This window comes from Kitasatospora sp. NPDC050543 (assembly GCF_044457565.1).
Taxonomy (GTDB): domain Bacteria; phylum Actinomycetota; class Actinomycetes; order Streptomycetales; family Streptomycetaceae; genus Kitasatospora.
This window is the reverse complement of the sequence record NZ_JBITGZ010000022.1, coordinates 103560-129685: the sequence shown is the minus strand read 5'-3', so window position 1 is coordinate 129685 and position 26126 is coordinate 103560. Positions and strand designations below refer to the sequence as shown.

The 26126-nt window shown below is 70.4% G+C and carries 32 protein-coding genes and 1 pseudogene; 1 reads left to right on the top strand and 32 read right to left on the bottom strand.

What is annotated here, in order from left to right:
* Positions 1 to 275: 275 nt before the first annotated feature.
* The 3 genes from ACIBH3_RS25075 to ACIBH3_RS25065 all read right to left on the bottom strand — a co-directional run bounded on the left by ACIBH3_RS25075 (position 276) and on the right by ACIBH3_RS25065 (position 3304).
* Positions 276 to 1376: a DUF4192 domain-containing protein gene (locus ACIBH3_RS25075; protein ID WP_396314308.1), complete on the bottom strand. Its 1101-nt coding sequence runs from the start codon at positions 1374 to 1376 to the stop codon at positions 276 to 278.
* 216 nt (positions 1377 to 1592) lie between these two features.
* Positions 1593 to 2267, bottom strand: coding sequence for a DUF4192 family protein (locus ACIBH3_RS25070; protein WP_396314315.1), 675 nt, complete (start codon positions 2265 to 2267; stop codon positions 1593 to 1595).
* Positions 2267 to 3304, bottom strand: a complete 1038-nt coding sequence (locus ACIBH3_RS25065) for a DUF932 domain-containing protein (protein ID WP_396314307.1) — start codon at positions 3302 to 3304, stop codon at positions 2267 to 2269. Before ACIBH3_RS25065 ends, ACIBH3_RS25070 begins: the two co-directional genes overlap by 1 nt.
* Positions 3305 to 3490: 186 nt before the next feature.
* Between ACIBH3_RS25065 and ACIBH3_RS25060 the strand changes: the two genes are divergently transcribed.
* Positions 3491 to 4051, top strand: a complete 561-nt coding sequence (locus ACIBH3_RS25060; protein ID WP_396314306.1) for a hypothetical protein — start codon at positions 3491 to 3493, stop codon at positions 4049 to 4051.
* A gap of 339 nt (positions 4052 to 4390) precedes the next feature.
* Here ACIBH3_RS25060 and ACIBH3_RS25055 read toward each other — a convergent pair.
* From ACIBH3_RS25055 to ACIBH3_RS24915, 29 genes and pseudogenes are all read right to left on the bottom strand, one after another.
* Positions 4391 to 5211, bottom strand: a pseudogene (locus ACIBH3_RS25055) (IS5 family transposase); the annotation flags it as partial.
* 255 nt (positions 5212 to 5466) lie between these two features.
* Entirely contained in the window at positions 5467 to 6588 is a 1122-nt protein-coding gene (locus tag ACIBH3_RS25050; protein WP_396314305.1) for a hypothetical protein, read from the bottom strand.
* A gap of 234 nt (positions 6589 to 6822) precedes the next feature.
* Positions 6823 to 8058 carry a hypothetical protein gene (locus ACIBH3_RS25045; RefSeq protein WP_396314304.1) on the bottom strand — a complete coding sequence of 412 codons (1236 nt, stop codon included), beginning with the start codon at positions 8056 to 8058 and terminating at the stop codon, positions 6823 to 6825.
* Between the two features lie 192 nt (positions 8059 to 8250).
* A complete protein-coding gene (locus ACIBH3_RS25040; protein ID WP_396314303.1) occupies positions 8251 to 8559 on the bottom strand; it encodes a hypothetical protein in 309 nt (102 codons plus the stop codon).
* 107 nt (positions 8560 to 8666) lie between these two features.
* Positions 8667 to 9026: a single-stranded DNA-binding protein gene (locus tag ACIBH3_RS25035; RefSeq protein WP_396314302.1), complete on the bottom strand. Its 360-nt coding sequence runs from the start codon at positions 9024 to 9026 to the stop codon at positions 8667 to 8669.
* A gap of 3 nt (positions 9027 to 9029) precedes the next feature.
* Positions 9030 to 9632, bottom strand: coding sequence for a hypothetical protein (locus tag ACIBH3_RS25030; protein WP_396314301.1), 603 nt, complete (start codon positions 9630 to 9632; stop codon positions 9030 to 9032).
* A gap of 110 nt (positions 9633 to 9742) precedes the next feature.
* Positions 9743 to 10087, bottom strand: a complete 345-nt coding sequence (locus tag ACIBH3_RS25025; RefSeq protein WP_396314300.1) for a hypothetical protein — start codon at positions 10085 to 10087, stop codon at positions 9743 to 9745.
* A 99-nt stretch (positions 10088 to 10186) separates the two neighbouring features.
* Positions 10187 to 10639, bottom strand: a complete 453-nt coding sequence (locus ACIBH3_RS25020; RefSeq protein WP_396314299.1) for a hypothetical protein — start codon at positions 10637 to 10639, stop codon at positions 10187 to 10189.
* Complete coding sequence (locus tag ACIBH3_RS25015; protein WP_396314298.1) at positions 10636 to 10992, bottom strand: HU family DNA-binding protein; 357 nt, start codon at positions 10990 to 10992, stop codon at positions 10636 to 10638. Before ACIBH3_RS25015 ends, ACIBH3_RS25020 begins: the two co-directional genes overlap by 4 nt.
* A 102-nt stretch (positions 10993 to 11094) precedes the next feature.
* Positions 11095 to 11331 (bottom strand): hypothetical protein, encoded by a 237-nt coding sequence (locus ACIBH3_RS25010; RefSeq protein ID WP_396314297.1) that lies wholly within the window; start codon positions 11329 to 11331, stop codon positions 11095 to 11097.
* A gap of 65 nt (positions 11332 to 11396) precedes the next feature.
* Complete coding sequence (locus ACIBH3_RS25005) at positions 11397 to 12002, bottom strand: hypothetical protein (RefSeq protein ID WP_396314296.1); 606 nt, start codon at positions 12000 to 12002, stop codon at positions 11397 to 11399.
* A gap of 159 nt (positions 12003 to 12161) precedes the next feature.
* On the bottom strand, positions 12162 to 13124 hold the full coding sequence (locus ACIBH3_RS25000) for a LysM peptidoglycan-binding domain-containing protein (protein WP_396314295.1): 963 nt from the start codon (positions 13122 to 13124) through the stop codon (positions 12162 to 12164).
* 126 nt (positions 13125 to 13250) lie between these two features.
* A complete protein-coding gene (locus ACIBH3_RS24995) occupies positions 13251 to 13793 on the bottom strand; it encodes a hypothetical protein (RefSeq protein ID WP_396314294.1) in 543 nt (180 codons plus the stop codon).
* Positions 13794 to 14007: 214 nt separating this feature from the next.
* Positions 14008 to 15084 carry a hypothetical protein gene (locus ACIBH3_RS24990; RefSeq protein WP_396314293.1) on the bottom strand — a complete coding sequence of 359 codons (1077 nt, stop codon included), beginning with the start codon at positions 15082 to 15084 and terminating at the stop codon, positions 14008 to 14010.
* A gap of 102 nt (positions 15085 to 15186) precedes the next feature.
* Complete coding sequence (locus ACIBH3_RS24985) at positions 15187 to 15771, bottom strand: hypothetical protein (RefSeq protein WP_396314292.1); 585 nt, start codon at positions 15769 to 15771, stop codon at positions 15187 to 15189.
* 417 nt (positions 15772 to 16188) lie between these two features.
* The gene (locus ACIBH3_RS24980; protein WP_396314291.1) at positions 16189 to 16662 is read right to left on the bottom strand and encodes a hypothetical protein; all 474 of its coding nucleotides are present in this window, start codon (positions 16660 to 16662) and stop codon (positions 16189 to 16191) included.
* A gap of 102 nt (positions 16663 to 16764) precedes the next feature.
* Positions 16765 to 17367 carry a GTP cyclohydrolase I gene (folE, locus tag ACIBH3_RS24975; protein WP_396314290.1) on the bottom strand — a complete coding sequence of 201 codons (603 nt, stop codon included), beginning with the start codon at positions 17365 to 17367 and terminating at the stop codon, positions 16765 to 16767.
* Complete coding sequence (locus ACIBH3_RS24970; RefSeq protein WP_396314289.1) at positions 17364 to 18095, bottom strand: 7-carboxy-7-deazaguanine synthase QueE; 732 nt, start codon at positions 18093 to 18095, stop codon at positions 17364 to 17366. The genes folE and ACIBH3_RS24970 overlap by 4 nt, the downstream gene beginning before the upstream one ends.
* Positions 18092 to 18592, bottom strand: coding sequence for a 6-pyruvoyl trahydropterin synthase family protein (locus ACIBH3_RS24965; RefSeq protein WP_396314288.1), 501 nt, complete (start codon positions 18590 to 18592; stop codon positions 18092 to 18094). Before ACIBH3_RS24965 ends, ACIBH3_RS24970 begins: the two co-directional genes overlap by 4 nt.
* A complete protein-coding gene (locus tag ACIBH3_RS24960; RefSeq protein ID WP_396314287.1) occupies positions 18589 to 18960 on the bottom strand; it encodes a hypothetical protein in 372 nt (123 codons plus the stop codon). Before ACIBH3_RS24960 ends, ACIBH3_RS24965 begins: the two co-directional genes overlap by 4 nt.
* Positions 18957 to 19862: a hypothetical protein gene (locus ACIBH3_RS24955; protein ID WP_396314286.1), complete on the bottom strand. Its 906-nt coding sequence runs from the start codon at positions 19860 to 19862 to the stop codon at positions 18957 to 18959. Before ACIBH3_RS24955 ends, ACIBH3_RS24960 begins: the two co-directional genes overlap by 4 nt.
* Positions 19863 to 19885: 23 nt before the next feature.
* A complete protein-coding gene (locus ACIBH3_RS24950; protein ID WP_396314285.1) occupies positions 19886 to 20788 on the bottom strand; it encodes a hypothetical protein in 903 nt (300 codons plus the stop codon).
* Positions 20785 to 21630: a hypothetical protein gene (locus ACIBH3_RS24945; RefSeq protein ID WP_396314284.1), complete on the bottom strand. Its 846-nt coding sequence runs from the start codon at positions 21628 to 21630 to the stop codon at positions 20785 to 20787. Before ACIBH3_RS24945 ends, ACIBH3_RS24950 begins: the two co-directional genes overlap by 4 nt.
* Positions 21631 to 21700: 70 nt before the next feature.
* A complete protein-coding gene (locus tag ACIBH3_RS24940) occupies positions 21701 to 21955 on the bottom strand; it encodes a hypothetical protein (protein ID WP_396314283.1) in 255 nt (84 codons plus the stop codon).
* Between the two features lie 150 nt (positions 21956 to 22105).
* Complete coding sequence (locus ACIBH3_RS24935) at positions 22106 to 22897, bottom strand: hypothetical protein (protein WP_396314282.1); 792 nt, start codon at positions 22895 to 22897, stop codon at positions 22106 to 22108.
* 548 nt (positions 22898 to 23445) lie between these two features.
* Positions 23446 to 24708, bottom strand: a complete 1263-nt coding sequence (locus ACIBH3_RS24930; protein ID WP_396314281.1) for a recombinase RecT — start codon at positions 24706 to 24708, stop codon at positions 23446 to 23448.
* A gap of 305 nt (positions 24709 to 25013) precedes the next feature.
* Entirely contained in the window at positions 25014 to 25325 is a 312-nt protein-coding gene (locus ACIBH3_RS24925) for a hypothetical protein (protein ID WP_396314280.1), read from the bottom strand.
* 138 nt (positions 25326 to 25463) lie between these two features.
* On the bottom strand, positions 25464 to 25706 hold the full coding sequence (locus ACIBH3_RS24920) for a hypothetical protein (RefSeq protein ID WP_396314279.1): 243 nt from the start codon (positions 25704 to 25706) through the stop codon (positions 25464 to 25466).
* A 28-nt stretch (positions 25707 to 25734) separates the two neighbouring features.
* On the bottom strand, positions 25735 to 25953 hold the full coding sequence (locus ACIBH3_RS24915) for a hypothetical protein (RefSeq protein ID WP_396314278.1): 219 nt from the start codon (positions 25951 to 25953) through the stop codon (positions 25735 to 25737).
* Positions 25954 to 26126 lie beyond the last annotated feature (173 nt).

Below are 26126 nucleotides of genomic sequence, written 5' to 3'. Positions count from 1 at the left end.
GCTTCGCTGTACTTCACGGTGTCCCCCTGGTTGTGGTCGAAAGGGCTGCGCGGGCCACGGCCGGGGGGGGGGGGCCGCCCCCCCCCCCCCCCCCCCCGCCGGGGGGGGGGCGGGGGGGGGGGGGGGCGCGCCCCCCCCCGCGCCCGGGGGGGGGGGGGGGGCGCGGGGGGGGGTGGGGGGGGGGGCCCCCCCCCGGGGCCCCCGGGGGGGGGGGGGGCGGGGGGGGCGGGGCCCCCGGGGGGGGGGGCCCCCCCCCCCCCCCCCGGCCCCGACGGTCAGTGGTCTCGGCGGCGAAGGCGGTCTTCGCGCTCCTGCCGGATCCTGTCGGTGATCTCGTCCACGGAGCCCGTCATCGCGAGCTGCTCCATCAGGAGTTTGGCGAGAAGGTAGCGCGGGTCGACCATCCTTGCCCGGTCGAGGGAGATGAGCGCGGCCGGGATCTCCCCGGCGACGGCGGCGGCGTACCCGGCGAGGGTCAGGGGTGCGGCGGCGAAGGTCGTGCTGTCGCTGGCGCAGCGGCGGACGAGCAGTGCCCACAGCTCGCGGGCGCGCGGGAGTTCGCTCGGTTCGATGTAGCCGAGCGCGACGTCCCGCAGGGGCTTGTGCCGCAGGCCGACGATCAGCTCTGCCGTCTGCTCGGGGGTGAGGTCCGCCAGTGGGGTGTCGTCGCCGCCACCCAGCAGCAGTCGGTCGAAGATCGCCGCGAGCCGTTCGGTCTCGGCGTCGAAGCTGGTGGACTGCACGCGCTCGGCTCGCCGGCCGACCGCCTCTATGATCGCGGCCCGTTGACCTTCCGCGTCTTTCCCGGTGACGGGCTCGAATGCGGCGAGGATCTTGGCTTCGCTGGGCGGCGTCGGGATGCCGACGGCGCGGGCGTTCATGGTGACCACGCCCGGGTTGTCCGGGCCGTCCACAGGCATTCCCTCGACCCGGTAGTGGGGGTTGTCGTGGTGGTAGACCCACCAGTGAGTCGGGGTCACGAATATGACGCCGAGAGTGTCGACACCGTGGGCCTCGGCCGAGAGTAGAAGCGCGTCCGCGAGCACCCGGTGTCGGCTCATCGCGTTGTAGCCGTCGCCGGCGTCCTCCTGGTTCGCGCACAGGTACAGCAGGATGTCGGCCGGTCCGGTGGCGAACTCGTCCAGGCGGTGCAGGATGTTGTGCATGATCTGGTGGCCGGCCTCGTGCGGGTCGTCCGTGTCATCGGGCAGCTCGAACTTCTGGCTGAACAGCGGACCGTCGCGCATGGTGTCGTGGACGAGGACGAACAGCGTGCCGTCGGGGCCGTCGGGCTGGTAGCTCAGCAGGTAGGGCAGTGCTTCGACGGCTTGCGCGGCGTTCCTGATGTCGAAGTCGGGCACCGTGTTGATGCTCATGGGGTTCCTATCGGGTGGGTCCGGGTTCGCGGCCCGGACCGGCATTCAAGAGACTTCAGTCTCTTTTCTTGACTCAAGTCTATTTGCAGGGCAGGGTAGTTGGGCACACCCCAGGCCGGACGAATCGGGGGCGGCTCGCTCGCGGGCGGGCCCCGCGCCGGGCCGGGCAGGCACATGGGCGCCTGCCTGGTCGGGCTTATCGGCCGTCAGCTCCGGTCACGCAGCCGACGGCGCCCTCTCTGAGCGCAGGCGCCGTCGCATCGGGCCGACCGTGCCGAGGTCAACGCCAACCCTCCGCCCCGTCATGTGAATTTCGAGGATCGCCACGAGTGCCTCCGCGCTGGGATGGTCCGGGCGGAGGGCAGCCGCGCGGGTGAGAGCGGCGCTGGCACCCGCGTTGTCGCCGTCCAGCAGCAGAGCCAGCCCGAGCAGGGCGTACGGGGCGCCGGCCAGAGTCTCGTGCCGCCCGACACACAGGCGGATCACGCGATTCCACAGACGGGCCGCTCGGGCCGTCTCCGGTGCCTCGCAGTACTCGGTCGCTGCATCGAAGACGAGCCCGTTCTGGACGGCGAGGAGCAGCCGGGCGACGTCCCGGTCCGCGAGAGCGCCAGCGGCGTGATCGCTGGCCATGGCGGAGTCGAGGAGGAGCAGCATGCGCCGCTTCATGGATTCGTGGCCGGCGGCCAGTTCGTCGGCGAAGTCGTGGAAGACGTCGTGAACGAGGGCGCTGGCGTGTGCGTCATCGTGGGCAGGGTGGGGGACGTTGGGGGTGTGACTGGACATGGCTTTCCTCGCTGCGGAGGGCCGCGCCGGTCGTCGGCGCGGCCGGGGTGATGTGAAGTGGGCGCCGTGGCGGCCGGGGGCAGCGCCCCCGGCCGCCGGGCAGATCAGGCGGCGAGAAGCAGGCTCTTGGCGAGGTCCTTGAGCTCGTTCTTCTGGTCGTGCAGCAGGATGGTCATGGCCAGGTTGTTGCGGTGCTCCTGCTCGGTCCGGTCCTCGGGCACCTTGACGGTGCGGAAGTAGTCGTCGAACTCGATGACTGCCTGGAGTGCGGCCCAGCGGGTGCCTCGGATGTTGTCCTGGGTCTCCGCCTCGGCGAACAGGTGGTGCAGGCGGTCGCGGCGCTCCTGGTGGGCGGCGACCAGGTTCTTGCGGGCCCCTTCGGCCGGGGCGTCCCACAGCTGGGCGATGAGCTTGTCGAACTCCTGGTTGGTCATCGCGGTCTGGAACAGTTGGGTGGCCTCGGCCTCGAAGGCGGCCGCGTACCGCTCGGTGAAGCCGAGCGCACGGCGAGCCTCCTCCAGCTGGGAGAGGGCGTCGGAGGTGTGGCGGATCTTCCAGGTGCGCTGCGCCTCGCTGACCGCAAGGTCCAGGGTGTTGGTGCACACCGCCCGGATGGGGGTCTCGACCGCGACGGCGGCCGAGCGGCCGTCGTGGCTGTTGGCGAACAGGGTGTACAGGTCGATGCGGTCGGCCGCACCCTCGGGGTCGAGGGTGATGCTCGGGGACATGGTGGACATGAAGACGACCCGGCCGCCGTCGAGGGCCCCGGCGGTCTCATAGGTGACGTGGCCGCCGCCGACCAGCTCGTCCAGGAAGGCGAAGGCCTCGCGGTTCTGGATGGGGGTCCAGGTGTTGCCCACCAGGCCGCCGAGCCAGTCGCCCGTGTCGTCGCGGAAGGTGCCGAAGCGGTTGGGGATCTTCTTGCCGAGCTTGCCCTTGTGCATGGAGAGCAGCGGGCGCTTCTCGACCTGCCAGTCCAGCTTGGCGAGGTGCAGGACCTCCTCGCTGGTCTTGGCCTCCTCGGTCACCGTGCCGAGGCCGTGCCAGGCGGGCTGGCGGTGGGAGTAGAACGCGGCCTCGCCGGTGGTGCTGTCGATGGCTCCGAGGTCGGCGCGGCCGGTGATGATGTCGCTCTGTCGCATGACTAGGTCTCCTGTGTGGTGTGGGTCCGGGTTCGCGGCCCGGACTGGCAACCTTTCGGACTTCCGTCCGCTTTCTTGACTCAAGTCTAGACGCGGGGGCTCGCCCCTGGGCACACCCCTAAATGCACAACTTCGTTTCGCGGCAAGCCCAGTGGGGATGCCGAGGGGGCCCCTGGTGAGGGGTGGGTGTCGAGTCTCGGCGGCGGCGGGCGGGCCGTGGTCTACACGGGTGTGCCGGCCTGCTTCCTTATCGACTGCGACGCCGTGCGGGTTCGAGGGCGGAGCGTCCTGCCGCAACTGGAGACGCCTGGGTGGGCGCTGCCCGGAAGCGAGCCATTGGCCAGCGCAGCGGGGGACTCGTACAAGTTTGGGCTGCTCGCTGCCCGGCTGCTCGCCGGGGACCAGGACACTCGAAATCCTGCGATGTTGGCCGCGATTGACCCCAAGGTCGGAGGACTTGCCGCGCGGAGCCTCTCCCTCGATCCTGCCGAACTCCCGTCGCTCGGCGAGTGGCGGGAACGCCTGGAGACGGTCGCCGCCCGGCCGACCGGGGGGCTCCGCTCCGTGTCCGGCCCGCCGCCTCCGCCTGCGACATCGTCGCTCACAGTGTCTTCGAAGGCCGCGAGGCTCGATGATCAAGGCGCGTCTTCCACCACCACCAGCAGTACTGGCCGGTTCGGCTGGGTGCTGCTGACGGCGATGCTCCTGCTGTTGCTGCTTGGCGGGCTACTGACGCTGGCTCGCTGATGAACGGCGACCACCCACAATGTTGCCTCGCACACGTTCCGCGCCCGCAGCGGGGCGTCGGCTTCGGCGAACACGGCCGTGATCTGCTGGTATGCGGGGCCGTCCGGCAGGGCCGGAGTCGGTGCGGGCGGTGCCGGGGCGTTTCGGCGGGCAGTTCCAGGAGCGTCTTGCGGGTGATCGTGATGTGTTCGGCGGCCTGGGCGAGTCGGTCCAGCAGCGCGGTCAGCTGCGCGATCTGCTCGTGAGCGTCCTCCGCTTCCACAGCGATCTGCCGCTCGCGGACTTCCAGACGGGCCAGCGGGGCACCGAGGGTCTGCTGTGGGTCGCCGCGCACGCGCCGCGCCAGGACGGGATGGAGGTGCCGGTGAGTTGACTGGCCATCACATCTCTTATCGCCCATCACACCCGGGACTCGGAACTGGCCGGGCGGTGCTCGTAGTCGCGGACCAGCCTGCGGTGCAGCATCAAGATCTCGTTGGTCTGCTCCACCCTCCAGCGGATCGGCTTGCGGGACGAGACCGCGGTCGACCGGGTTGCGCTCGACAAAATCCACCTCGATGCCCAGGCCGGCGCCGTGGTCGACCACGGTCTTCTTGAACCCCTGGTCCACCAACGCCTTCGTCACGGTGGAGGTCCCGGCGGCGACCTTGTCCAGCAACGGGGTGCCAAAGGCGTTGTCGTGCACGGAAGCGGCCAGCACCACCACAGCGATCACCAGGCCCAGCACGTCAACAGCCAGCCCTTGCTTGCGGCCCGGCACCTTCTTGGCGGCGTTCCGTCTGGTCGTGGCCGCGGGTGCCCCGGCGGCGGCATGCAGGCTCTGAGTGTCGAGCACCACCAGGCTCGGGTCAGCTAATCGTCCCCGGCTCTCACGTACCTGCCAGCGCAGCAGGTCATGGATGACCTCGTCGGTGCCGTCGTCGCGCCATTTGTAGAAGTAGTACTTCACCGCGCCAGGCGGCGGCAGGTCGTGGGGCAGGTAGGCCCATTGGCAACCGGTCCGGGACTGGTGCAGGAGCGCGTTGACGATCTCCGCATCTCGTAGTTGCCTGGTGGCCACTGACGGACGGATGCTTCGCCTTCCACGCAGTGGTCACCGGCTCGATCAGCGCCCAGCGTTCGTCGGATAAGTCGCTCCCGTAGGGCCTGCGGTCGCTCACCCTGCCACTCCAGCACGGCCAAGCCCGTCGGCCAGCCGGGAGTCCCCACAGTCACACGATCAGGCGACGCCGAACCGAACAGAAGGTCATATATCGCCCTCTGAGGGCGCGCGACCTCACAGACGCGAGATCAGGGGCCGATCCGGCTGGCATCAAGGCTGCCTGCGTTGATCAACGCCTCACACAGCCCTTTCACCTGCTCGCCAAGGCTGGTGGCCCGGGCCTGTCCAGCCAATGTACAGACCCGGGCAAAGGTTACGGGTAGCGCCTTGGGGACTGGTGCTTCTCGTGCAGCGACGCGCCACGGGTACTCTCGATAGCATCGATCGCACCTGTTCTGCACATGTAGGAGCGGGCTTCGAGGCCCCAATAGTCGGCAGCAGCCTCTTCGGGTCCGTAAAGGCGAGCGAGGCGACTGGCGCAGTCCTTGGCCCAATCCCGGAGCACACCGTCGCGGGATTTCGATCGGACGAGCCCTGCGTTGGCCGAAAGATAGGTGAGCAGGAGTGCGAGCCGGCGGTGACGTCCGGAGGTGCTCTCTGCCTTGGCGGACGGGCGCCAGGCCACAGCTTGCTGGAGCACCACAGCGGCCCCTCGATCGAGCATGTAAACGAGGTCTGAGGTATCCCAGTTGAAGTAGCCGCTGGAGTCGTAGCGGGCAACGAAGCAGTCTTGAGGCTTCGTGAGAACTGGCCCACCACACGATAGTTGATGCAGCGTCTGGTGGACAACGCTGTTTCTCTGAGGCATCAGGTTGGTGGGTGCGACGTCGATTTTGCCGTCGATCACACTCACCAGTCGATAGGCTGGAAGCCTCGCCCAAGGATCGTCGTCGGCGAGCCGCTGGGAGAGTGCTTCGGCGGCCTTCGCAGTTGCAGTGGCGAGGGTTGCGGGGTGCTGCGCGCCGCCGAGCGTCACCTCTGCGGGATCTTCTTGTAATGAGTCCAGCGCTATCGCGGCCTCCTCCAACGAAACGGGCCTCTGCCAGATGACATCGGCGGTGGCGAGTAGGACCCAGCCGAAGGGGTGCAGAAACGCCTCCAGGCGAGGGGTGTCAAGAGCGGAGGTCAACACAGCTTGGTGCCGCAGCGGCACGCGCGACTGGAACAGCTTGTCCGCCTCCGGGCGAGAGGCGGGTGGCCGTAACCGTCCATCGCCCGTAACTGCTGACCAGAACCGCCACTCCACGTCGTCCTCTCGGTCCTCTCTCCGGCCGGGCATCTCAAAGGGCAGCGTCACCGGCAGGTCCCGGACGGGCTCAGGGTGGTGCAGCCTGCTCACGAAGGCACCCGGCAGCCCGATGTCTCGGACCTTCTCGTGGATTCGAGTATCGACATACGAGACCCGGAGTCGACTGACCCCGACGTTGCCGCGCATCGCAGCCTCCTTCCAGAGGAGAGCAACCCGTATGTACAATGGTCATACGTCGATGCGCCGGAAGCACGTTCGTGGCAGTAGCCGCGACGGGGCAGCACTGAAGGACCGATTCACTTTCCCAGCGGATAGGGCATCGGACTCCTTCTTTCGGTGCACGGTAGCTCTCGGTCTACGGGGCCGAGAGACACAGCGCCGCGCCTCTGCGCGGCGCTGGTGGTTTTAGCGGCCATTCGTTCACGAGTCGTCCGGCTTTCGCTCGTACCTGAGGATGCTCTCCGGCAGACGATTCGAAAGCTTCCGGTCGGTGGTGACGGTCGGCTCGCTGACCCATTGAACTCCCGGCTCGGAGACGTAGCCCGCGTCGCTGAATGAGCCGCTGTCCGGGGTAGCGTTCTTGATCACGCTGATTGCAGCTTTCAGACGCCGGCTCTGAGTATTCCGCCAGAGCGTGACCAGCTCGTCCGGCCCGCTGAAGCGGATCGGCGGAGCTAGTACGGTAGCGCCCGCATCTTCGTGCACCAGTAGACCGCAGCGAGGTGGCTGGTCAGACGTCTCATAAACGGGCCGCTCGAACAGCGAGCCGTCCTTCCGAGCCGCAGCGCGAAGAACGTCCAGAGGGCTGCTCTGACTGTTAATACGTGGCTTGTGACGGCGGTAGACCCACACCACGAGCGCTGAGAGCACAGCAGACACCGCGGCGCCTCCGACGCTCACAACTACGAGGTCCCGCCACGACCAGGCGTCCAACAGGTCACCTTGGCCTGACAAGGCATACAGCCACATGGTGACGAGCGACGCTACACCGGCACCGAGAAGCCACAGCTTGTTCCCCCAGAGGATCGAAGCAAGTTCCGGACGCGGGCGCTGTCCAAGTTTCCGTCGGTCACGGACCCAGACCGCAAGTGCGGCCGTCACTGCTAGCAGACCGGGAACGATGAGGATGGAACCCAGCCCCAAGACGCCAGGCAGGAGGTCACTGCCGGCCAACTCGACCTTGAGTTCGCGGGTGGCCACTGGATCAGACGGCCGCGCGGGTGGAGAGGGCTGTGCCGTGGGGCCTACGGGACGAGGGGCGGCGGGCCGGACTGCGGCCATGACGACTACAGCAGCCCTTTCCAGGCGGGTGGGTTGCCTCGCTCGAACTTCGACGAACGCTAGTGCAGCGGAATGCGGTGCCACCTTTAGGGTGACCGTGTTGCTTGTCTTCTTGTCCCCAAGGTTCGCAGTCTTCGTGGCAACTCGTGCCTCGTGTCGACCGGCGTCGGCACTGACATCGACTTCCACCTCGATGTCTCCTGGATTGGTCACCACGGCTGTGATGTCCGCTGGCGAGCGGTCCGTCATCCGGTCCGCGCCACTGAGAACCAGGGATACGTCGGTCTGCGCGTCCTGAGCCGGAGTAGCAAGGAGGCTTGGCAGTGCGGCCGCTGCACTCTGGGAGATGCCCACGCCCATGACCAGGCTGGCCATGGGCAGGGCTAGTAGCGGTCTCACAATCCAGCGGTGGGTAACCCGCCGTGTCCATACCGTCGCAATATGCACATCTTGAGCATACCGGGTTACGGGGGTGGCCAGACTGATCTCGTTGGAGCAGTGGGCCACGTCGCGCACCGCGCGCTCCTCGGGCTGCACGAGTTGAGCGGTGATCGGGCTCGGTTCCCGCTAGCCACGCTTGCGATTGCGCAGCTCCAGGCCAGCTTCCTTCGCGTAGCGGGTGATCAAGGCCGACTCCAGCCCCGACGCCTCGGACAGCTCATAGACGGTGCGGGTGCGGTCCGGGTAGGCGGCCACAACCGCCTCGCGGCGCAGCCTGCGCATGTCGGTCAGCGTCGAGTCAACCTCGGACAGGGACTCGCGCAGAGCCTCCATGATCTCGACATGGGTGAGGCCGGCTTCCTCGAGGGCCTTGACCGCCTCCTGGAGGGCCTTGGCGGCGCCGGCCAGCTTCGTGCTCGGCTTCCTGCCGCTCATGATCCTCCTCGCGTGATGGTCCGGCTTCCCGGACGGGGGTACGACGTCATGTCTATCAGTCGACCGGAGGGCGGTGCGAGGAGCGCTCGCACCGCCGCCCCGATCCGTTAGTCCGGCTCGCCGGGGATGGTCGGCGTGCGCATGAAGGGCGCGCCCTCGTGGAGCAGCGCTCCGATGTCGGACACCTCGAGTTCGATGGCCGCCGTGGCGCGCCCGGTGCGCTGACGCAGGGAGCCGATCACGATCACGCGGTCGCCCGCCCTGAAGGTGTCGGCGATCAGCTGGGCCAGGCCTCGCCAGGCTACGCACCGCAGGAGCAGCGGACCGGCGGCATCCCGGCGCTTGCCACGTTCGGCGAGGGCAGGGCGCTCTTCGAGGATGAACGTGACGTTCTGGACGGGCCTGCCTGGCATGCGGTGAAGTTCGGGGCTGCTGCTGATGCGGCCGACCCACGTCTGGGTGCTCATGGGTCACCAGCCCTGCCCGGCCACGATGCCGGCCAGCTCGGCGGCGTCGGTGACGGCGGCGTTGAGCTCCTGCTGCCGGGTGAGGCGTTCGACCAGGTCGGCCTGTTCCTCGAAAGCCCGGCGCAGGTGGGGGTGAGCGTGGGTCTCGGCGAGCTCGTCCAGCGCCATGCGCAGCTGCCAGGCGCGCAGTTCCTGAGGTGTGGTGTAGCGCGTACGGATGGCTGCGGCGTCGTAGATGGAGACGAGTCGCGCGGAGATGCTCCAGCGCCGGCCGGAGCAGGCGTAGTAGTGGATCCACCGGGTCCGGCGGGTGGGGCCGGACTCCTGGTAGGCGAATCGCACCTCGCCCAGGTTGGGCAGGAAGATCCAGTCCCCGTCTCGGGCGACGCGGCGGAGGTCGTCGCCGTCCGGCGCGATCGGGGTGATGCTGCTGCGCCGCACGTGGGCGATGGACCGGCCGGCCTCGTCCACGAGGGTGTGGCACCCTTCGTCGCGGCGCGTGATGTCCTTGCCGTGGTCGAAGTCGCAGTCGTGCATGGTGGCGGTGAAGGTGTGTCCGTGAAGCTCGGCGATGCTGCCGTGGTAGCGGACCGGGAAGCCGGCCATGTTCTGTCCCCCTGTGAGGCTGCTGGCTGTGGAGCGGGCCGGGAGGGTTCCGGCCCGGCGTGTCGCGCCGGGGCCCGCCACAGTGCGTGCGGCGGGCCCCGGCGGGCCTGTCAGCAGATGCTGGCGACGTAGCGGCCGATGGCATCGCGCAGGGCTTGGGGCTCCAGCGCCCCGGGCTCGTCCAGGCGGTGCGCGTTGTAGGGGGTGAGCACGCCGTCGGCGTGGTGCGGCAGGGTTCCGTGTTCGGCGAACTGGAAGTGGTTGACGTCCAGCTCTCCAGCGCGGTGGGAGAGCACCCGGACGGTGATCCCGTCGTACCACTCGTCGCTGAGGGTCGTCAGGGAGGCGACGAGGATGATGTCGCCGACCCGGCACACCTGCTTGATGCCCGAGGCAGCGCCGCCGACGAGCGGGCGGATCTTGGTGAGGGCGTCTCCGTGGTTGAGGCGCGGCATGGTGACTCCTTCTTTGGGCCGGGGTTCGCTGACCCCGGCTGGCGGTACCAGCCTCCACCCATAACAGACTCAGGTCAATTATGTTCACCCGAGTCTTCTCTAGTGGGGTTCGGTAGGCCCAGCACCCTCGGGACCGACCGGCAGGTGCGCGCCGAGCGCTGCTTCGATGAGCCCGCAGACCGTCCTCAGCGCCTCGTTCCAGCCGTCCGACCATGGGTCCTCGCCGCGTTGCTCGCCGAGGGAGGCGATCGACGTCAGGGCCACCACCATGGCCGGCACCGGCACCTCGACTATGCGGGTCGCGCCGCCGTGCCCGTGGACCGCCTCGACGCCCTTCGCGCGGTCCCAGGCGACGGTCGAGCCCCATTCCCCCCTCCAGCGGGTGACGGCGGCGGAGCCCGCGGCGGTCGAGAAGTAGCAGCCCTCGGCGACCGTTCCGGTGCCCGAGACCCCGGACACGTCCACGTCGCGGCGCAGCACGTACGGCGTGGGCGGCGCGGGGTGGAACTGCTCGAAGAGGGCGGCCAGGCGGTCCGCGAGGCCGCGGTTCATGCCGCATCCCGCGCCGCCGTGTGGGTGCCCTTGGGATCCTTGCGGATGGAGCTGCCGGCCTCCGGGAGCGCGCGCCGGCCATCCGTAAGGTCCTTGAGCCGCTGGTGGGGGCGGAAGCGGGGGACCCGACGCGCGGGGATCGTGACCCTGTCGCCGGTCTGGGGGTTGCGGGCGAGGCGGCTGGCGTGCTGGGCGGGCTCGAAGGTGCCGAAGCCAGTGACGGAGACGGAGTTCCCTTCGGCGAGGGCGCGGGCGATGGTGTCGAGTACGACCTCGACGGCCTCGGCGGCGGCGCGCCGATTCCCGAGCTGGGGGGCTACGCGATCGACGAGGGCGTTCTTGTTGACGTTCATGGCGGGCTTCCTGTCCTGGCGGGGATGAGGTCGGGGTCGGGGTTGGTGCCGGGCCGGGCGCCGGTGGGTCGTCACGGCGCCCGGCCCGGGGCTTGGGGGCCGCTACACGGCGAGGTGCGGCATGGGCGCCGGAGCCGGGCTGGGCGCGGGCAGGGGCGGGGTGACAACCGGCCTGGCCGGGCCGGGCGGTGTGGCGCAGCCGGGCTGGGCGGGCTGCGAGGCCGGGATGGCGGGCGGCTGGCTTGGGGCGTCGTCGGTGCGCGCCACGGCGGCGCCGCTGATGGTGCCGAGCACCAGTCCGGCGAGGAGAGAGCCGACGAACAGAGCGGGGCTGCGCATGGCGGGGTTCCTTCCTGGGTGGGGCCTGACCGGCCCCGCGCGGGGCGGGGCCGGTCAGGTTCCGGTCAGTGGCCGGGGGTCGGGCGACCAGGCACCACAGGCGGGAGGCTGGTCGGGACGGGCGAGGGGCTGGAGGTTGCCGACGGGTTCGGCACCGGGGCCGGGCTCACGGTCGCGGTGGGCGACGGGGCGGGCGCGCAGATCGTGGGCGCGCTGGTCGGGGCGGGTGCCCCCGGGGTGGGGGCGGTCTGGACGTGGGTGACCGCCACGGTGACGGTCGGGACGGGGGCGGGCTGCTCGGCCGTCTGGGTGACGACGGCCGGGGCGGGGGTGAGACCCGGGGCCGGGACGGCGGGCGCCACCGGCAGGGCCGGGGCGGCCGGAGCCAGGGCCGGGGCCGCCGGGACCTGGGTCGGCAGGGCCGGGAAGGTCGGGGCCTCGGTGTTGAGCTGGGCCGGGGCAGCCGTCAGGGTCGGGACGAGGTTGGTCGGGACGGGCTGGGCGCTCGGGGCCGGGGTGGCGGCCGGGCGGCCCATCACGACGGAACCGGCGACGAACCCGGCGGCGGCGAGGCCGAGGGCGACCATGGTCCGCTTGTCGAGGCGCTTGGTGGCCGGGCGGGTGCCGGTCTCGCTCTGAGCGTTGGCCTCGGTGGCGGGGGTGTTGGTCATGGGGCTGTGACTCCTTGTGCGTTGGGCCGGGGCTTCGCGTTTCCCCGGCTGGCAGGACCAGCCTCGCACATAACAGACCTGGGTCAAATAACTAGACGTAGGTAACTTTGGGTGCGGGGTGGGCACTCAAAGCGCCCACCCTGCACCCCAGTTGGTGACCTACCGGGCACGCAGGCCGTGAGCCGTCTGGTAGGCGTACAGCCAGGTCACCGGCCCCGTCAGCCCGTCTGCCGGCCCCAGATCGCCGACGTAGTGCTCCTGGAGCGCCTGCACCTTCTGGAGGTCGAGCGGCTCCATGTCCTCGCTCGGCCCGACCCGGTACGGCGGCCCCCACTCACCGGCCTGGAGCCAGGTCTGCAGCTGCTTGGCGTACGGGCTGTGCGCACCCAAGACGAAGTGCTCGCGGCCCGGGAACGGTGGGGCCGGAATCTGGAGCTGCTGGCCGACCTGGATCAGGTCCGGGTCAGAGCTGCCGTTGAGGGTGATGAGCTGCGTCACGCTCGTCTCGAACCTCCCGGCGAGCGCGCTGAGAGTGTCGCCCGACTGCACGGTGTAGGTGCCGGCGCCGTCACCCGAGGGCTGCGGCGCCGGCTGCTCGCCGCCGCGCCCCGCGGGTCGGGGTGGGCCGCGCTGGATCCAGCCGTACAGCTCGTCGCCCGGGCAGTCCGTCGCGTAGCCGTCGCGGTGGCCGCGCACCTCGCCGCCGGCGCCGCCCTCGCGGCGGCAGTACTCGATGGCGTCGACCAGGCCGTCCAGCATCTCGTCGGTCGGCAAGGTGATGCCGGAGGTGCCCACCATCGCGCACACCGCGTAGTGGCCGGCGTTCAGCGTCGAGTTGCCGTTCGCCCCGTTCCTGCGACCGAGGCCGCGCCCCTCGTGCACGTACCCGTGAGGGCACACGACGAACGAGTAGGCGATGTCGATCCAGTCCTCGTTCGGGTCGTTGAGGTGGGCGCGCTGGATGTCGCGGACGTGGCCGGCGCACCGGCCGTGGTCGCCCAGCAGACCACCAGGCACGGCAGACCCCTCGTAGTGGATCTTCACGCCTCGCGTGGAGGTGATGCGGGCGTAGGAGCCGGTGGGCGCCGCTGCGCCCCACTCGGCGCGGGAGACGAGCTTCATCGGCCCGCCCCCCGCGCGAGGGCGGCCCGGTGGTCGCTCATGTGGTTGGTCGGCACGATGTCCTCCCATGTGGGGGTGGTTGCTGCGCCGGGACGCTATGCGGCAACCGCCGTTAAGGTCGCGCCGTCAGCTGTCGACCCTCTCGACCAACACCCCGCCCTCGTAGCCGAATCGGCGCTTCCGCACGTACTCGGCGGGCAAGAAGATCGGCACCACGCCGCCGCCCTCGGCCGGCACAAGGCCGGTCCTGTAGCCAGCCGTCAGGACCATCACCCACTCGTCCGGCTTGGCTTCGGCGAAGCCCGCGGGCACGGTGGTGCCCTCCGGGACGCGCCGCTCGCTGGCGCGGCGGGCGTGCTGGCGGGCGATGTGCGGGCACAGCGTCAGGGCAGCTTCCGCGCAGGCCTCGTGCATCGGCGGGTCCGTGTAGCCGCCGGCCTCGGCCGACCCGGGCCCGCCGAGGAACGCGACGTGCCCGCTCATCCGCCGGGTGCACAGCGCGCAGCACCCCTTGATGGCGAGGTACATCGCGGTCTGCCCGTTGATCGACACGAAGTCGGCTGTGCCGTCTGGCCGCTCGTTGACGGCGGGGATCGGCAGGCCACGACGCGGGTCGACCGGCCGGGCAGCGAGACCGGGCGGCAGGTCAGGCAGGGTTGTCTTCGACATGTTCTCCTCCAAGGCGCCCCGTCGCGAGGGGCTGGCTACTGGCTGGCCGCGCTCGCGCAAGACCCCGGCGCAGCGGCCGGGCCTGGCGGAGCCAGGTCCGGAGCAGCACGGGCCCCGGCCCTGCCGGTAGCGGGTCCGGGACATCCGTAGTGGCGCCCATGCGCGGACGGGCCCCACCACAGTCCCCACCGCTGCCCGGGGCGGACAACAGGGCTCAGCGCACGGAACGGACGACACCCTCCGGGGCCATCCCCTGAGCGTCGAGCAGGTCTTCCGATACCCAGTAGGGCTCGACCAGCGCGGAGTCCGCGACGGTACGGCCCGGGCCGCGCCACACCGTCTTCAGGTGCCCGCTGCGCTGATGAGGGGGCAGCCGCCAGCCGCCCCGTCCACTGCTCCCCGTAGGCGCCGGCCTGGGGCCCTGACGGGCCTCCTGGGCCCGGACGCGGGCCGCCTTGAGAGCAGGGCCCAACCGCCACCCCAATCGCAGGAACTGGTCAGGCTTCTTCCAGGAGCGCTGCTGGTCACGTTTGGCGCTCTTGCCCCTGTCCGCGCCCTTCGACGTGACCTGGGAGGCCTCCTGAATGTCCGCCTTGGACGAGCACAGGTACATGGCGAGCCGCAGAACGTGCCCGATGAAGCTCACCTCACACTCCGTCGGCTCCTCGCGGCCAACCTTCCGCGCGTTGCGCAGTGCCAGGTCGCGCACGGTGAACCGCGCCTCCGAGTCCGTCGGGATAGAGCAGTACAGGTAATCCAGCCCGACCGCACCCCGTTCCTCGCTCCGGTACTCGACCACCGCCACGGCGGCCAGCTCGCCCATGCGCGGATCGGTGGTGTGGCACAGCAAGGTGCTGTCCTGCACCCGTCCGCACAGCATCACGGCCAGCAGCAGGCCAGGCCCGCCGTCCAGCGCCACGCACGGCCACGGCTCGGCGAGGACGAGCATCGGGTTGTTCGGTCGCCGCAGCCGCCGGAACACACCTCCGGCCATCATGCCGACCGCGTAGCTCTGGAGTTCCGACCCCATGGCGGGGTGCACGGCATACACGCACTTCTCCCGGCCCCACAGCCTCCACATCGCCGAGAGGGTCGTCATGTTCCTGATCTCGTGCACGCCCAAGTCACCAGCAGACCCGGCAGCGATCATGGCGCCGCCCTCGATCGCCTGCTGGGGCAGTAGCCCGAGTCCTATGCGGCGCAGGATGCGGTCTGCGGTCTGCATCTCCCACTCCACCCGCTCCGCTGCCGCGGCCACCATGCGGCCGACCATCACGTCCTTGCTGGCCATCTCGACCCTCCACCCCCCAGGCCCCGTTGGCCCGACGTCCCCCACACTCACCAGCCAGGGCAAAGGCGGACAACAGCCTTATATGGCACCAGACTTGGGAATTCACGACTCCGGGCCTTCGACGAGCTCGGCCTCGACAACCTGCGCGTCCTCCTCCAGCTCCGTGGCGAACTCCTCGCGGATCTGCGCCAGCCGGTCCGCCAGCCGGTCGATGTCCTCACCCGCCCCGCTCGCCGCCGGCAGCTCACCCCCACCCGCCGGCGCCAGCTCGATACGGGCCTGCGCCGCGCGGCCGAACGTCTCCGGCGCCAGGCACGCCAGCAGGAACTGCGCGGCCCTCCAGTCCGGCTGCGCGAAGTCCCGCTCCGTCTGTACGACCTGCTGGCCACTGTCGGGATCACGCACCATACGGGTCCGCTCCCGCAGCACGTGCCCGCCCTGCGCCGCCTTCCGCACCAGCAGCACCAGCTGCGCCTTGCCCTCGCTACGCGCGCGCATGAACCTGTCGCGAAACTCGCGAAACTGCCGCTCCCCCGACTTCGCCCGCTGCCCCGCCTCGATGCGCTGCTGCTCCTGCTCCCCCCGCTCCAGCCACCGGTACACCGTGCTGGCGTGCACGCCAGCCATCGGCGCCGCATCGCTCACCGGCACGCCGGCGCGCACCGCATCGAGCAGCCTCTTCTCCACCTCCGGTTCGAGGGCTGGGCGGCGGCCACGGCGGCCGGAGTGAGGGGTATCCACAGTGGGGGACCGTACGTCGAAGGGCCGGTCAAGGGCGCTCCGACGACCATGCCCGGCAGGGCCCGGGGACGGCCGTCAGAGACCCACGGTCAGCCCGTCGGGCGGGAGCGGCCAGCAAGGCGCTGACGTAGGCGGGCACGGAGCTGTTCCTGGCTCGGGCGGGTCCAGGCGTGCCAGCGCCCATCTTCGGTCCACTGGCGGGCATGCCCGCGCTCCGGGATTCCGCAGTACCGGCAGCCGCCAGGCGCGACAGCATCGGCCGGAGAGAGTTCGACGTTCATGGGTTCCTTGCCTGGTGCGGCTCGACAGTCCGGACAGAGCTGCGCCCGGCACCGATCGGTGCCGGGCGCAGCTGCGGGGCTTCTACTCCCAGCCGAGGTTGTAGACGAGCTCGTCGTAGGCGTAGCCGGTAGCGCCGCTTACGACCTGGGGCAGGGCGACCGCACGCACGCTGACGCCCGACACCTCGTCCACGTAGTCCGTCTCCACCGGCCAGCCGATGGTGGACTGCCGGGGGCCGTCCGAGGTCTCCCAGAGGGCCACGAGCAGGGCATCGGCGGGCAGGCCCGCAAGTCGGCCGTGAAGGAACGAGACGCGCATGGCGGCCGTGTCCGAGACATGGAGCTGCGGAAGGGCGACAATGGGAACGCGTCGGCCGGACTCGTCGCGCACCGGGGCCTGCATCGGCCAGCCCAGCAGACTGCGGCCGCCGCCCTCGGGGTCGTGGTGGTCGGCGACGACCAGGTAGTCGTCCGGCAGCTGGGCGAGCTGCGCCCGCAGATCACCGACTCGGATGGCGGTCTCGGGTACATCGAGGGGAACCCTCAGCAACATCATGGCGGTCTCCTTGACCGGTAGGCGGCCGGGATTCGCGGTCCCGACCTGGCTCTGCCATCCTCCATCGGGAGCGTGCGTCTTGGGCACAACTGGCCTACGGGTTCAGGACGGTGACGGCATCAGGGCGAGGACTTCGGCGCGCCGGGCCAGGTCGGTGTCCAGCGCGCCGGTGAGGTGGGTCGTGACCATGGCGGCGTCGTGCGCGCGGGCACCGCGCAGAGTCATGCAGGCATGCTGGGAGCGGATCAGGCACGCTGCGCCTTGGACGTCCAAGTGGGAGTCGAGGGCTTCCACCACCTGCCGGCCGAGGCGCTCTTGCACCTGCGGACGGGCGGCGTATTCCTGGACGAGGCGGGCCAGCTTGGACAGGCCCACGATCCGGGCGCCTGGCTTGGGCAGATAGGCAACCGTCGCGCGCCCAGGGAACGGCAGGACGTGGTGCTCGCACAGCGCCACGAACGGCACCTGGACGGCGGCGATGATGCCGGGCCGCTCGTCCTCGGGCGGGAAGGTCACCTTCAGGTGCCGGGCCGGATCGAGGTGTACGCCGGCTGTCAGCTCGGCCAGGGCCTTCGCCATGCGGCGAGGCGTGTCGGCGGTGGACTCGCTGTCGCACGGGATGCCGAGGGCAGAGAGCAGGCCGGCGGCGTGCGCCGTTGCGGCGGCCAGGTCCAGGCCTTCGGGAACGGGGGTTGTGGTGGTCATCGGTTGCGCTCTCCAGGCCACAGCAGCACGTGCTGCCGCATCGACAGGTTCCAGTTGTGGCCGATCACGTGCTCGGCCAGGGAGCGCGCCACGTCGGTGGTGCGCTCGCCGGTCGTTCCTTCTGGCATCACCCACACGGCCTGCGGGGGGATGTGGAAGCGCTCGACCAGGGCGGCGATCTCCTCGAGGTCGTCCGGGCCGGTGGCGACGAACTTGAACCGGGCCCGGTCTCGGTGGCTGAGGTCTGCGAACGCCTCCAGAGCGTCGGGGATGATCCGCCGGTCCTCCGCGACGCCGGAGTTCTCGAGCTTCGGGGAGACGTTGAAGCTCAGCCGCGGTACCCCGAGGCTTACCGGCTTCGGCATGATGGTGCCGTTGGTCTCGATCTCGACGCGGCGGGTGGTGTGGCGCAGCACGGCCATCCAGGACCGCCAGGCGTCAGTGCCCTGGTGCAGCAGGGTCTCACCGCCGGTCAGCACGATGATCGCGTGCGGGTGCTCGGCGGCCCATTCGGCGAGGTCGACCACCGGCACGCGGGTGATCTCCTTGCGCAGGTCGAACCTCTTGCCGTCCCAGGAGTACGGGGTGTCGCACCAGCTGCAGGTGAGATTGCAGCCGCCCAGGCGCAGGAACAGGGCCAGCCGGCCTGCGGACGGCCCTTCCCCCTGCAGCGTGGGGCCGAACTTCTCCACCACGGGCAGGCTGGCCGGCAGGACGAGGGCGCTCACTGCTGCGCCGCCGTCCACGACGCGGCGTTGACCGCGGTCTCGGACACACGCACGTGGGAGACGACGGCGTCGGCGGCCCTGGGCAGGGTGTGCAGGGCGTCGGTGGCGACCCTGCCCAGGAGCTCCGCGACGGCTTCTACGCTCGGCCAGCCAAGGTCGGCGGCGTGCTGCTCCTGCTCGGTCGGGTCGTCCGCGCCGAACCGGAACAGCTTGCTACCGTGCCCGGCGAGGACGGGCACGAGCGGGTCAGTGTGGCCGAGCATGGCGCCGTGGTCGAGGAAGATGTCGATCCACTCGCGCAGGGCCCGCTTGAACCCTCCGAACTCCACGACGGTGCCGGCCGCGAGGTTGGGTGAGGTGACGGTGATCTCGGCCCACCAGCTGTGGCCGTGAAGGTTCTCGCACTTGCCGGCGAGATGGGGAAGCCTGTGGGCGGTCTCGAAGTTGTGCCGCACAGTGACGGCGTGCCGCACGGTGAGGGCGTTGCTGTCGCTCACTCCTTGTCTCCCTTCGACAGGCGGACAACGGCGCCGGCCTCTCCGTCCTCGGAGACGGCCACCTCGTCCAGGCGCAGGCCCATCGCGGTCAGGTGCTCGGCGAGAGCGCGGGCCAGGGTCTCGCATGAGGCGGGTCCGCACTCGCGGTCGCCGGGGCCCCACCAGGCGCGGATGTGGTCGGCGAGGTCGTGGAACTCGGTGTCGCGGTCGTCGTGGACGACGTGGACGGCGGCGCGGAGGTGGAACAGGTGGCGGTGCCGGGCGCGCAGGTAGGCGCGGTGCTCGGGAGCGGCCGGCCAGTGGTGGAAGCCGGGCAGCCGGACCTCCGCCCACACGGTCGCGCTCGGCGCACCGGGGCTCATGATCATGGTGTCTCCTTGTCGGTGACGGACGGGTAGGACTGTTGGCCGAGCAGTTGCTCCCTGGTGGTCCGCGCAAGGCTCCACACGGTGGTGGTGGCTTCGACGGTCTGCGCGCACATGAGGCAGCAGGCCGTGCGGCCTCGTGTCGGGTGGGCCGGCTGGTCGAGGTCGTAGCTGAACCCGCGGTTGATGACGCCGACCTTGCGCAGCAGCGCGGAGTCGATCCGCACGTCCGGCCAGCGCAGCGGGCCAAGCCAGGTAGAGGAGTCGCAGGAGTCCGGCGGCACGGCCAGGCACCATTCGTTGACCGTGAGGCCAAGGACGTGCACCCACAGATCGGGATACCGGCGGTGCCGCTCCCACAGGGTGTGCAGGAGCCTCAACCGCACCGGGGTGGGGGCCTGGACGACGTTGCCGAAGCAGATCCGGTCGTACTGCTGCGCCAGCTCGTCGAAGTACTCCCAGCCGTCCACCAGCGGGTGGTACACCGGGATCGGGGCGAGCCCTTCGCCCTCCAGCCGGGCACGGGTTCGGATCTTGTTGTCGCGGCCGCCCTGGTCGAGTTCGATGTAGCCCCACAGCCGGTCGCCGTGGCGTTGTACGAGCTCGACGTAGCGGGTGTACAGGTTCTCGAAGCCGTCGATCTGCTCGGGTGCCAGGCGCAGCGCCTCGTCCATGGAGACGCCCGGGTTCGCTCGCTTGTACTGGTTGGTTAGCCAGAAGATCCCCGAGTCGAGGAGCACCTTGTGGCCGGCATCCAGCAGCTCGACCAGTCGGCGTTCGTGGCCGGCGGTCAGGAGGTCGTTGGTGGCGAGCAGCACGTACGACGGGTAGTGCTCGGAGTCGCCCGCGGCGAAGTAGATGTGCCGGTTGGCCGGGTCGAAGGCGCCACCGCCAGTCTTCCTCACCGCAGTCTTCTTGGCGCGGGCGGTCATCGCAGCGCCCCTTCCTGGTCAGTGCGCGCGGGGGTCGGACCGGTCAGGTCCTCCATGCGGTGCGCGGCGTGGTGCCAGCTGCGCCCGAGGGCGGCGGCGGCATCCACGCAGATACAGGCGGCGGCCTCGTAGGAGGTGGTGTCGCCGGGGGCGTAGCGGAAGCCGGCGGGCAGGTTGCCGACCCGGCGCAGCATGGCGGTCTCGATGCGCTGGTGGTTCCAGCGCAGCGGCGCCAGCCAGGACGAGGAGTCGCAAGAGTCCGGCGCGAGGGGTAGGCACCACTCGTTGGCGGTCAGGCCGAGCGCGTGCATCCACAGGTGTGGATAAGCGCGGCGGCGCTCCCAGAGCGTGTGCAGGATCCGCAGCCTGACCGGCGCCGACGCCTGGACGATGTTGCCGACGCAGATCCGGTCGTACTGCGAGGCCAGCTCATCGAAGTAGTCCCAGCCGTCCACCAGCGGGTGGTAGACCGGGATCGGCGACAGGCCAAGCTCCCGGAGGCTGGCACGCTGCGCACGCTTGTGGACCAGGCCGCCCTGGTCCAGCTCGATGTACCCCCACAGCCGGTCCCCGTATGTCCGAGCAAGGTAGACGTACCGCTCTCGCAGCTCCTCGAAGCCGTCGATGTTCTCGGGCGGCAGCGCCAGGGCCTCGTCCATCGACACCCCGTGGGCGCGCCGGTGCCGGTTGGTCAGCCAGAAGATCCCCGAGTCCACGAGCACTCGGGTCCCGGCATCCAGGAGGCCGCGCAACCGCTGCTCCTCGGCATCGCCCATCAGCTCGTTGACCGCGGTCAGCACGTACGGGCCGGCGTTGTACTCCCCTCCGCCGGCCGTGAAGTAGATCGGCCGCTCGGCCGGGTCGAAGGTGCCCCCTGCGGTCGGCAGGACCGCCGTCACGACTCGTCGTCCACGAGAACGGGCTCCTGCCCGCTGATCCGCGCCCACTTGTCGAGGAGGTGACCGGCCAGGTACCGCTCGGGCTGCACCATCACCAGCCGCCGCCCCGCCGCACGGTCGGCGAACGGCGCCAGCGGGGTCGGGTAGGGCAGGAAGAGGCTGTCCTCGATGAGCAGGGGCGACCAGGCCGGCCAACCGTCGAAGACCTCGGCGACCACGAGGCGGTGTTCGCCCAGCTCCCACACCTGGCCCTTCTCGACCTGGTGCTCGGGTTCGCCGACCGTCACGCCGGCCAGGGCGAGCAGGTCACCACGGGCGGGTTCTTCCGGCGCCTCTTCCGGCCCCTCCTGAACGCCGGTCTCGTCCTCCGCCCCACCGGTTTCCAGATCCGCGAGAAGTGCGTCGAGCTGCCCGCGGTCGAAGCCGGTGGCGGCGAACAGGTCAGCGTCGAGGTCCTCCAGGCCGCTCAGCATGTCTGCCAGGTCCGCGTCGTCCCAGCCGCCCTTGGTGGTCAGGTGGTTGGAGGCGATCAGGTACGCCTCGGCGTGTGCGTCGTCTCGGGATGCCCAGCCGCGCACCACCGGGACGGTCCACGTCCCGTCACCGCTGACCACGACGCCGTCCGGCGCGGGCTTGTCCGCGTTCCGGCGGCGGGCGAGCGTGTCGTACCGGCCATGGCCAGCAACGAGGCGGCCGGTGCGCTCGTCGAGAAGGCCGGGCTCGGTGAAGTCGAACTGATCTACGGACGCATCCAGCCCGCCGTTGTCGTGCCCCTTGGGGTTGCGTTCGGCGGGCCGGATGTCGTCCAGCGGCATGTAGTCGATGTAGCGAGGGGCAGCCATGAGCGGGGAACCTAGGCGGCCCCCACCTGTTAGGTCGCGTCGAGCGAACTACCTGACTGCCTGTGAGGGTTCACCGCTCCGTGGTGCCCGCTGCGGGGCGGGCCAGGCGCGCCCGGGTGGGACCCAGGCGGCTGAACGGGTCTCCGAAAGCCGCCACGAGTCCGTCGTAGATCGGCGTGCCGGCGTCGCGCGCGCTGTTGGCCGTCGCGGTGGGCGCGCGCACGGGGACAACGACCGGAGCGCCGGGCGGTACGGGTGACAGGACGGGCTGGGACGCGAACCATGGGGAGGACTGCGCATCAGCCACAGGCTCGGGGCTGGTCATGAGGACAACGTTCCTTTCAACTCAACTGTTGGTTACGGACGTTAGGAATGGCGATGGGCTTGGTCGCGGCGGGCCGGGGCGGCAGGTGCCGGCAGGGGGTGCACGGGCCAGGCCGCAGAGGCCCGACCGCGCGCGCCGCGTTTGGCGTTCTTACGTGCCCTTGCTGCCGCGCTGCGCCGCCCGGACACGCCGGACCTCATCGCGGCCGCCGGTCCGGCCCTGCTTTGTCGGGTAGTCCAGCTCGTCGAGGGAGGGGCGCTCACCGGGCGGGTTGTCCCAGAACGCCTCCAGCTGCCGCACGCGGGCCGTCAGGTCCGGCTCCGGGTCCTTGAGACGCCCGCCCGTCCGGACGTACTCGTACTCGCCGTAGGTGCCGTAGGGCACGCCCTGCAGCAGGGTCTTGGCGATGGACTGCTGCTTGTCGGCGTCGGACTTCGCGGCCCGGTGCCGGTCGTAGTCCGCCAACGCCCACTCGATGTCGGCTTTGTCGGCGATGAGTGTGTAGGACTCCGGGGACCGGCCTGCCTTCTCCGCGCCGGCCATGTTCCAGCAGTGGATGCGGGCTGGGCAGTACCGCCGGCAGATCGGGTCGTTGCTCGGGCCGGATCGGTCGCGGGGCAGCTCGGTGCCGAGGTCGAGGGCCGTGGCGATGGCGGTCAGCCTGGCCAGCGCGCGCCTGGCCGCGTTCTCGTCGTAGGGCCTCGCGAACTCCTCGTCCGCGCCGCTCTTGCGCTCGAAGTAGATGATCCGCACCTCCCGGACCAACTCGCCTGCCAAGACCAGGGCGAGGGCGTACAGCTGCGCCTGGTCCCAGACCTCCTCGGCCGGGCCCTTCTCACCGACCTGGGACCACTGCCAGTCCCCGGCGGTCTTGAAGTCGTACAGGATGCCGGTGATCGGGTCGTACTCGTCGTAGCGGCTCGGCCGGTCGAGTCCCGGCAAGGTGACGCGCTGCTCGTACAGCCGCCACGGGTAGAGCGCGCGGCGCCGTGCGGCAACCGAGTCGTGGATGAGGGTCCCGGCGGTCGCCGCGCGCCGGTCGGTGGGCGCCGGAGTGTAGCCGGGGGGCGGGTTCTCCCGGTACCAGATAGCCCTGCGACAGGACGTGGTGTCGGAGGCCCCGATCGACCAGTGCCCCTTCGGCCGGGGGGCGCGGCGCCTACGCCGACGTGTGCGGTCGTACTCGGCGAGATCCTGTCCGAGGCTGCGCCCGGTACCGGCTTGCGCGCGTTCCCGCAGGAGGTCCGCCGGATCGCGGCGGTACCGTCCGCATGCGGTCGGGGCGTGGCCGCCGGAGCGTTTCCTACCTCGGTGGACGTGGCGAGGGGCTCCGCAGCGGCAGGGCAGCATGCGGGGGCCGATGGTGGTGGCAGCGGCTGCAAGTTCGCGGGCACGCTGGATGAGCGAGGGGTCCAAGGCGATTCCCGAAGGTGGGCAGGCCGGCCAGCCGCGCGAGGGCGACTGGCCGGCCTGCGGGTAGGTGGTGGCGCTCAGGCCTGATCGGCGGCGCGGCGACCCCACGCGCGGTGGTCGGGGTTCTGGCGAACGAGCATGCCGCCGTCGGCGAGGTACTGCGCGGCGTCCTCGTTGTGTTCACGAAGCGCGGCGACGGCGTGGTCTCGAAGCCCGTCGAGGAGCTGGCTCAGTTCTTCGGGTGTGGCTTCGGTGGTGTTCTTGCCGTTGGATTCGCGCCAGCGCCGGGTGATCTGGGTGACGTTCCTGCCGAGGGCAGCCGCGTAGGCCCGCAATTCCGCGCGGAGCTCTTCGAGTGTCGGCGGCCCGGCGGTGTCGTCTTGCGCCGGACTCGGCTGCTGGTCCCCGTCCGGGTCGGCTCCTGGGGCGCTGTCCGCTGTTGTGCTCTCCACCACGGTGCCTCGGATGACCACCGGGCCGGGCTGGGACGCCTCCGAGCGGGCAGCGCGTCGGCGCGCTGCGCCTTCGTCACGGGCAAGCTCTCGCTGCTCGGCGTCCGCCCGGCCCATCTCGTCGTGTTCGTAGATACCGGTCAGCTCACGGGGGAACGCGACACGCCACGCCTGGGCTTCGGCGACCTTGCCGATCATGTGGGTGCCCATCACCGGCCAGAGTCCGGAGAGGATCTTGTTGCCGGTCTTCGCGCCATCGCCGGAGAACGGATCCCTGGTCCACTCGTCCTTGGTGACGGCGAACTCCTTGAACAGGGCGACAGCCTGAGAGACTGTCCGGTCGCCCGCGATGCTGTAGTGCTCAATGCGGCACATGGCGGCGGCCGGGTGCTCTTCACCGAGCCACACATCGACCCACCGGCGGCGGTTGATGCCGTCCTCGCCCTCGGTCCACCACTTCGGGTCATCCTCGGGACCGGTCCAGAACGGGCCCTGGCGGCGAATGAAGCGCTTGGTCCGCTGGCCGATGTGCCGGAACCCGTCGATGCCGGTCTGGGCAGTGAAGATCAGCTCGTCGGGCTTGTTGTACACCTTGCGGGTGCGCCCGATGTAGTAGATCTCGCGGCGGAACGGGTCCAGGCCCGTGCTCTTGCAGATGTGGAAGAACGCGACCTTCTCGTGGGTGGGCGCGTTCGCGAGTCCGATTGAGGCGAGGGCCGATCGCTGCGCCTTGGTCCAGAACCGCTGATCGGCGGTGATCTCCAGGACCTGGTCGGCGCTCTGGATGGCCATCTCGGCACGGTTGTCGTTCAGCGGCGTGATCGGCTCGGGCGGGGCCGGCGCATCCTGCCGGACGGCAGCAGGCTTTTCCTGCTGGGTAGTTGTCACCGTGAGGTGCCTTCCTTGTCTCCGTGGCGGCACCGGGGTTCGCGGGCCCCGGTGTGGCTGCCTGCGTCTACCCTCCCGCCCCGGGGACGCCCGTGGGAACACCTCACCACGTGGCCAAATCAGCTGCGGAGACTGGAGATTAGGAAGAGTGGCCGCCGAGCCCGCGGGGTGCGAATCCCGCCCGGTTCCTCGCGCTCCCCTGATAAGGAGACAGCCCCGAAGGGTTGGTTGCCGGAGCACGAGGCCGGTCGGCCCGGCGGCCACATCTTCACTCTAGGGTACGGCCGGCGCCGGCCGAAGGCCGATTACCAACCGGAACGGCGGTCCGGAGCGGTGGCCCGCTCCAGCGCACCGGCCCCGGCATGCTGCCACAGGCCGTCGTAGAACGTCTTGGACGCCACGACGGCCAGCGCCACGGTGGTCAATGCGGTCTGGGCGTGCGCGATGTCACCGCGGGCCAGCACGGTGACGATGCCGACGATGGCGGAGGCCACGGCGCCGACCACGGTGCGTACCGGCTTGGTCCAGTGCGGCTGCTGGATGAGGGCGGTTGCCCAGGGGGTGATGGCGCCGAGCAGTAGGCCCCACGCCTCGGTGTCGTTGAGGAGGTCGTTCACGGTCGTGTCTCCCGGGTGCTGGTGGTGTGCGGGTCGGGTTTGGCGGTCATAGCGGCCAGGTGGCAATCAGGGCGACGGCGGCGCCGGCCAGGTAGCGGCTGGTGAACCGGTAGCGGGCCACGAGGCTTGCCGGTTCGGTTACTCGCGGGGCGGCCGTTCGTCCCTTGACAGCGCGGCGGGCAGGCCGGACAAGGTCAGGCCCGTGACGATCACGCTCGGGTCCGCCGGAGGGGTCCACACCTCCCGGACGATCACGGCCATGCCGAGCAGGAACAGCACCGCGTCCCGCAGTGTCGTCAGCCCGGTGATCTGGCGCCATCTGGTCCTCCGTCGGTGTCGTCGGCCAGCTGCGGGCTGCTGGCCGTCCGGGGGCTGTTCCACAGCCGGGGACGGTAGGACGGGGCGGTGCTTACGGTCGCGTCGAGATGTTCTGCAGCTCGGCGAGAGCGGCCTCGAGCTCCATGATTCGCTGGTCCTTGACGGCTTCGCGGGCGGCCCGGACGGCGTTCTCCTCGCGGGCGAGCGCGAGCTCGGCTTGGGCCTTGCCCCATGCCTCGGTCAGCTGGGCGCCGAGGCGGGCGATGTAGGGCTCGGCGTCGACCGTGATCGGGTCAGTGGCGCGGTCCATCGGGGGCGTCCCCTTCATGAGGTGGGGCGTGGGGTGTTGGCTGGGCATTCCGGGTGGCAGGCGCAGGTCTCCTCCCAGCGGATGCGGACAGGCAGCGCCTGAGCGGTGGGGCAGGGTGTCGGTTCCTGGCAGTCGGCGCAGCGACCGGTGGGGAGTCCGGCGAGGGTCTGCGG